Origin of the sequence: Streptosporangium sp. NPDC006013 (assembly GCF_040614275.1) — a bacterium.
Classification (GTDB): Bacteria; Actinomycetota; Actinomycetes; order Streptosporangiales; family Streptosporangiaceae; genus Streptosporangium.
The window spans coordinates 1-6211 of the sequence record NZ_JBEXUE010000548.1; the positions used below are offsets into that span (position 1 = coordinate 1).

Annotated in this window: 7 protein-coding genes and 1 tRNA gene; 7 read left to right on the forward strand and 1 reads right to left on the reverse strand. The window is 69.6% G+C overall.

Annotated elements, in window-relative coordinates; translation table 11 throughout:
* Positions 1 to 1813: ATPase (locus ABZ260_RS44515; protein ID WP_355630156.1), on the forward strand; the 1813-nt coding region annotated here is incomplete at its 5' end.
* A gap of 118 nt (positions 1814 to 1931) precedes the next feature.
* On the opposite strand, the gene ABZ260_RS44520 is transcribed toward ABZ260_RS44515, so the two are convergent.
* On the reverse strand, positions 1932 to 3137 hold the full coding sequence (locus ABZ260_RS44520) for a pyridoxal phosphate-dependent aminotransferase (protein WP_355630159.1): 1206 nt from the start codon (positions 3135 to 3137) through the stop codon (positions 1932 to 1934).
* Between the two features lie 246 nt (positions 3138 to 3383).
* Here ABZ260_RS44520 and ABZ260_RS44525 point away from each other — a divergent pair.
* The 6 genes from ABZ260_RS44525 to ABZ260_RS44550 all read left to right on the forward strand — a co-directional run.
* Positions 3384 to 3456: transfer RNA gene (locus tag ABZ260_RS44525), tRNA-Trp, on the forward strand.
* A 75-nt stretch (positions 3457 to 3531) separates the two neighbouring features.
* Positions 3532 to 3780 (forward strand): preprotein translocase subunit SecE, encoded by a 249-nt coding sequence (gene secE, locus ABZ260_RS44530; protein WP_037972396.1) that lies wholly within the window; start codon positions 3532 to 3534, stop codon positions 3778 to 3780.
* A gap of 72 nt (positions 3781 to 3852) precedes the next feature.
* Positions 3853 to 4641: a transcription termination/antitermination protein NusG gene (gene nusG, locus ABZ260_RS44535; RefSeq protein WP_350911351.1), complete on the forward strand. Its 789-nt coding sequence runs from the start codon at positions 3853 to 3855 to the stop codon at positions 4639 to 4641.
* A 161-nt stretch (positions 4642 to 4802) separates the two neighbouring features.
* Positions 4803 to 5234, forward strand: coding sequence for a 50S ribosomal protein L11 (gene rplK, locus ABZ260_RS44540; RefSeq protein ID WP_343968369.1), 432 nt, complete (start codon positions 4803 to 4805; stop codon positions 5232 to 5234).
* A gap of 169 nt (positions 5235 to 5403) precedes the next feature.
* Positions 5404 to 6117 (forward strand): 50S ribosomal protein L1, encoded by a 714-nt coding sequence (gene rplA, locus ABZ260_RS44545; protein WP_030923988.1) that lies wholly within the window; start codon positions 5404 to 5406, stop codon positions 6115 to 6117.
* A 27-nt stretch (positions 6118 to 6144) separates the two neighbouring features.
* On the forward strand, positions 6145 to 6211 hold a 67-nt coding region (locus ABZ260_RS44550; protein WP_355630164.1), incomplete at its 3' end, for a histidine kinase.

Consider the following 6211-nt stretch of genomic DNA (forward strand, 5'->3'; position numbering starts at 1 on the left):
CGAGGACTACCTGTTCGTCGCCGGGGGTATCGGCGCGAGGGCCGGACGCCCGGCCCTCGCGTCCCTCGTCGAGTTCCTCGCCGACCGGCGGCTCCTGCTCGTCCTGGACACCTGCGAGCACCTCGTCGGTCCCTGTGCCGCCATGGTCACGGCCATCCTGACCGGCGCGCCCGCCGTCCAGATCATCGTGACCAGCCGCCAGGAGCTCTGCCTGCCGTACGAGGTCGTCATGGGCGTCGATCCCTTTCCCGTCCCTCCGCCCGAGGCCGCCGACCTCGCGGGGTACGACGTGATGAGCCTCTTTCTGGACCGCGCGACGGCCGTCGCCCCCGGGCTGTGCACGGACGAGCGGGCCATGATGGCCGTCGCCAGGCTCTGCCGGAGGCTCGACGGCGTCCCGCTCGCCATCGAGCTGGCGGCCGGTCACGCGCGTGGCCTGTCGGCGATCCAGCTCGCCGACCAGCCCGAAGAGCGCTTCAAGCTGCCGGCCGACGGCGAGGGAGTCCTCGTACGCCACCACACGCTGCGCACCGCGGCCGGCTGGAGCCACGAGCTCTGCACGCCCGCGGAACGCCTGCTCTGGGCCCGCCTGTCGGTCTTCGCGGGCACCTTCGACGAGGAGTCGGCACGCGGCGTCTGCGCGGACGAGTGCCTGCCCGACGTGGCCGGTGTGCTCGCCGTACTCGTGACCAAGTCCGTCGTCACCCGTGTGGGTGATCGCTACCGCCTGCTCGACACCATCAGGGACTACGGGCGCGACTGGCTCGACGAGCTGGGCGAGGGCGCCCTGATGCGCCGCCGCCACCGTGATCACTACCTGGCCGCCGCCCACCGCATGGACGCCCAGTGGTGCGGCCCCCGCCAGCTCGAATGGGCACGCTGGGCGCGCGGGGAACTGTCCAACATCCGCGCGGCACTCGACCGCTGCCTCGCGGGCGGCGACCACCGCACCGCCCTGGAACTGGCCGGAGCCCTGTGGGTTCTCTGGTGTCACCTGGGCCTCGTCCGGGAGGGCCGCCACTACCTCGACCGCGCGCTGGCCGCCGTCCCGGCCCCGGACCGGGTCAGGTCAAGACCGCTCTGGGTCGCCGCCCACCTCGCGCTCCTCGCGGGCGACATACCCCTGGCGCGCAGGCGGGCCAGGGAGAGCGCCGAGAGCGCCCGGCGCCACGGCGACGGCGAGACCGAGGCCCACGCCCACCTCCGCCTCGCCGGAGCCTGCCTGCTCACCGGCGACCTGGAGGGCGCGCGGGGGTACGCGCTGCGCGGAGCCGCCGGGTTACGGCAGGTCGAGCCCGGCTCGTCAGGCCTGTTCTCCGTTCCCCTCCTCCTGGCCATGGCCGCCACGTTCGGTGGCGACTTCGACAGGGCGGTGGAGATCCTGCGCGAGACGCGCCGGCACTGCGAGGCGCGTGGAGAGCTCTCCCAGCGAGCCCTGAGCGACTACATCCGCTCTCTGGCCCTTCTGGGCCGGGGGGAGGTCGCCGAGGCCTCAGCCGCGGCCAGGGCGGCGCTGGAGGTCAACTGGCGGCTGCGAGACGTGGTCGGCGGCGTGCTCGCCATCGACCAGCTCGCCCGGATCGCCGTGGCCGCGGATGACGGCTCCCGCGCCGCCTGGCTCCTCGGCGCCGCGCAGCGCATCTGGATCACCTTCGGGCTGCCCGGCCTGGGGGCCGACACCATGACCGGGCTCCGCGAGGCCGCCGCGGCCCGCGCCGAGGGTCTGATCGGAGAGACCGCCTACGCGCTGGCCTTCGCCGAGGGGGCGGCCTCCCACTTCGAGTCCGCGGTGACCTACGCCCTGCGCGACTGAGCCGGGCTCATCCGGCGGGCACGGAGGCCGTTCGCCCACCACCCAGCCCGCCACCCCGCCGGCCGGAGCCCGACCCGGCGGGGTGCGGCTGCCACTCGTCTCCCGCCCCGGGAGGCGTTCAGCGGGCCTGGCTGAGGAACTTGACGATGCGGCCCACGCCCTCGATCAGGTCGTCGTCGCCGAGTGCGTAGGACAGGCGGAAGTAGCCCGGGGTGCCGAACGCCTCCCCGGGGACGACCGCCACCTCGGCCTCCTCCAGGATGAGCTCGGCCAGCTCGGCGGAGGTCGCCGGACGGCGGCCGTCGAAGTCCTTGCCCAGCAGTTCCTTGACCGACGGGTAGGCGTAGAAGGCGCCCTTCGGCTCGGGGCAGAACACGCCCGGGATCTCGTTGAGCATCCGGACCATGGTCTGGCGGCGGCGGTCGAAGGCCTCGCGCATCTGGGCCACGGCCGACAGGTCGCCGCCGACGGCGGCCAGCGCGGCGATCTGGGCGACGTTGGAGACGTTGGAGGTGGCGTGCGACTGCAGGTTGGTCGCGGCCTTGACGACGTCCTTGGGGCCGATCAGCCAGCCCACCCGCCAGCCGGTCATCGCGTAGGTCTTGGCGACGCCGTTGAGGATCACCACCTTGTCGCCCAGCTCGGGGGTCACCGTGGCGATGCTCGCGAACGTCGCGTCGCCGTAGGTCAGGTGCTCGTAGATCTCGTCCGTGACGACCCACAGGTCGTGCTCGGCGGCCCAGCGGCCGATCTGGGCGACCTGCTCGGGGGAGTACACCGCGCCGGTCGGGTTGGACGGAGAGACGAACAGCAGGACCTTGGTCCGGTCGGTGCGCGCCGCCTCCAGCTGCTCCACGCTCGCCAGGTAGCCAGTGGTCTCGTCGGTCACCACGTCGACCTGGACGCCGCCGGCCAGCTTGATCGCCTCGGGGTAGGTGGTCCAGTAGGGGGCGACGACCAGCACCTCGTCGCCCGGGTCGAGCAGCGTGGCGAACGCCTCGTAGACGGCCTGCTTGCCACCGTTGGTGACCAGGACCTGGGCCGCGTCGACCTGGTAGCCGGAGTCGCGGAGCGTCTTGTCGGCGATGGCCTGCTTCAGCTCGGGAAGGCCGCCGGCCGGCGTGTACTTGTGGAACCTGGGGTTACGGCACGCCTCGACGGCCGCCTCGACGATGTAGCCGGGAGTGGCGAAGTCCGGCTCGCCGGCGCCGAAGCCGATGACCGGGCGGCCTGCCGCCTTCATCGCCTTGGCCTTGGCGTCCACGGCCAGCGTGGCGGACTCTGAGATCGCGGAGATGCGTGCTGAGATGCGGGGACGGGTCATACCTCCATGGTTACAGAACTGTGCCGCTGTTCCCGCCGGGTATCCACTATCCGGACGGCTCGCCCCGGCAGGCCCGAGCCTCCGGAGGGAGATTCGCTGAGCTGGGCGATCGCCCTTCGGTTCGACGAAGTGAGCAATCACACGTAGACTCCGGCATGTTCTTTCCGCCGCATGCGTGAACCGGCGGTCAAGACCGTGAGCCGCGGACAAACTTCGGTCCAACCGATGTATGGTGGTTCATGTCTTAGGGCACTAGCGCAATTGGTAGCGCACCGGTCTCCAAAACCGGCGGTTGGGGGTTCGAGTCCCTCGTGCCCTGCGAGGAGCGGTCCGCGCATCTGGCGTCTAGCGCGCCGCTGATATGCGTTGGACTCGATGGATTCAGGTGAGGACTGTGGCGATCGACACGCGCGGCGAAACCGCAGACAAGCCGAGCGGTGAGAAGAAGGCGAAGCGCACTTCTCCCGCCCTTTTCTATCGGCAGGTTGTCGCCGAGCTGCGTAAGGTCATCTGGCCCACGCGCAAAGACCTCATTTCGTACACCATCATCGTCCTGGTCTTCGTTCTGATCATGGTCGGGATCGTGTCGGCTTTGGATGCGCTGTTCACCGAGGGCGTGCTGAGAATCTTCGGCGGAGCCTGAGCCGCGGTCTCCGGCGGGCGGGCCGCCCTGCGGACGAGTCCATCAGCCATCGACGAAAAGAGAAAGAGCACCGTGTCCGAGTCTGCACAGTCGGCCGGCGAGCCCCGCGAAGAGCGTGAGGATGAGCTGGAGAAGGCCGTAGACGTCACCGAGGAGTCGCTTGGCGAGTCCGACGGGCAGGATGTCGACGCCGAAACCGACGCCGACGCCGAAAACGAGGCCGAGCAGGCCCCGGCCGGCGCCGTCGACGAAGACGGTGACGTCCTTCCCGACGTCGACCCGGTCGAGGAGTTCAAGCGGCACCTGCGGGGTCTGTTCGGCGAGTGGTACGTCATCCACTCCTACGCCGGCTACGAGAACCGCGTGAAGTCCAACATCGAGACCCGCACGCAGTCCCTCAACATGGAGGACTACATCTTCCAGGTCGAGGTGCCCACCCACCACGTGACCGAGATCAAGAGCGGCAAGCGCCAGCTGGTCAAGGAGCGGGTGCTGCCCGGCTACGTGCTGGTCCGGATGGAGCTCACCGACGAGTCCTGGTCCGCGGTGCGTAACACGCCCGGCGTGACCGGCTTTGTCGGTCTGTCCAACAAGCCGAGCCCGCTGAGCCTCGAAGAGGTCGCCAAGCTGCTCGCGCCCGAGCCGTCGGAAGAGGTCAAGAAGTCGACCGCGAAGGCCTCCGCCGCGACCGTCGACTTCGAGATCGGTGAGTCCGTCACCGTCATGGACGGCCCGTTCGCCACGCTGCCCGCCACGGTCAGCGAGATCAGCGCCGAGTCGCAGAAGCTCAAGGTGCTCGTGTCGATCTTCGGTCGCGAGACCCCGGTCGAGCTCTCGTTCAACCAGGTCTCGAAGATCTAGGCCGGTCGCGTAGACTTCGTCAGTCTGCCCCGCGGTCGCGGGGATGTTCCGTCCACCGCGCCGGTCAAGCTGCGGTTGCCGTGGTGGGCCCCGCGGTGGTGGTCCCCGCGGTCGCGGGGACTCAGGAACACCGTTCAGAGAAGAAGGACCCGGAGAGAAGCATGCCTCCTAAGAAGAAGCTCGCCGCGCTGGTCAAGGTCCAGCTCCCCGCTGGCCAGGCCACGCCCGCGCCGCCGGTCGGTACCGCCCTCGGTCCGCACGGCGTCAACATCATGGACTTCGTGAAGCAGTACAACGCTGCCACCGAGGCCCAGCGCGGCAACATCATCCCCGTTGAGATCACCATCTACGAGGACCGCACCTTCACCTTCGTCACGAAGACGCCTCCGGCGCCTGAGCTGATCAAGAAGGCCGCCGGTGTCGCGAAGGGTTCGGCCGTCCCGCAGAAGGACAAGGTCGGCAAGCTCACCAAGGAGCAGCTGCGCCAGATCGCCGAGACCAAGATGCAGGACCTCAACGCCAACGACATCGAGGCGGCCGAGAAGATCATCGCCGGCACCGCCCGGTCGATGGGCATCACGATCGCCGACTAGCGACACCCGCCGTACGGACCCGGCGGCGACCTCGCGGCGACGAACCTCGTCCGCGAGATCGAACAGGGATCCAAGTAGGTGGATTAGAGCGACATCCGCCAATTTCGGAGTAAGTGGAGGGGCCGGCGCTGGCCCGTACCACGGACACTCGGATCAAAGGAGTGAGCAAGTGAAGCGCAGCAAGGGATTCCGCGCCGCAGCGGCGCAGGTCGACCGCGACACCCTGTACAGCCCGGCCCAGGCGGCCAAGCTGGCCAAGGAGACCAACGTCGCCAAGTTCGACGCCACCGTCGAGGTGGCCCTGCGGCTGGGTGTCGACCCCCGCAAGGCCGACCAGATGGTCCGCGGCACCGTCAACCTCCCGCACGGCACCGGCAAGACCGCCCGGGTCCTGGTCTTCGCGACCGGTGACCGTGCCGAGGAGGCCCGCGCCGCGGGTGCCGACATCGTCGGTGCCGACGAGCTGATCGACGAGGTCGCCAAGGGCCGCCTCGACTTCGACGCCGTCGTCGCCACCCCGGACCTCATGGGCAAGGTCGGCCGCCTGGGCCGCGTGCTCGGCCCCCGTGGCCTGATGCCGAACCCCAAGACCGGCACCGTGACCCCGGCCGTCGGCAAGGCCGTCACCGACATCAAGGGCGGCAAGATCGAGTTCCGTGTCGACCGGCACGCGAACCTGCACTTCATCATCGGCAAGGTGTCCTTCGGCGAGCGTCAGCTCATCGAGAACTACGCCGCCGCCCTCGAAGAGGTGATCCGTCTCAAGCCGTCCGCGGCCAAGGGACGCTACGTCAAGAAGGTCGTCTTCTCCACGTCCATGGGCCCCGGCATCCAGGTCGACCCCAACCAGACGCGGGCGCTGACCGCCGAGCTCGACGCCTGATACCAGACGTCTTTCGCAGCGGGCCTCATGCTCGAACGCGAACGGCTGGCCCGCGACCTGCACGACACCGTCGCCCATCACATCTCGGCGATGG